1 protein-coding gene is annotated in these 368 nt (G+C 68.8%); it reads right to left on the reverse strand.

Features of this window, described 5'->3' with window-relative positions:
* A partial coding sequence (locus P0D89_RS54270; RefSeq protein WP_408371586.1) for an SUF system Fe-S cluster assembly regulator occupies positions 1-368 on the reverse strand: 368 nt, incomplete at both ends.

Raw genomic sequence — 368 nt, forward strand, 5'->3', positions numbered from 1 at the left:
ACGTCGCACCCGCGCGGCGGCTGGGAATGCTGCGCGCGCGGATCGCGCTGATATCGACCGCGCGCAAAGTCGGTCCCGCCATGTCCGCCAGCGTGACCTGCTGTAACGCCTCGTAGATCACGCGATTGACCTTCTGCCAGTTGGCGCGCACCGCGCACGCCGCCTCCTGGATGCACAAACCAGGCTGCGTGCTGCATTCGGTCATCCCAATCGGGCCGTCGACCGCGGCGATCACCTCCGCCAGCGTGATCCGCTCGGGCGGCCGCGGCAGCAGGTAACCGCCATTCGTGCCGCGCAGCGACGCCACCACACCGCCCCGTGTCAGGATCTTCAGCACCTTTGACACGGTGGGCATCGCGACGCCGGTG

The sequence above is a fragment of the Paraburkholderia sp. RL18-085-BIA-A genome (assembly GCF_046027075.1).
Taxonomy (GTDB): domain Bacteria; phylum Pseudomonadota; class Gammaproteobacteria; order Burkholderiales; family Burkholderiaceae; genus Paraburkholderia.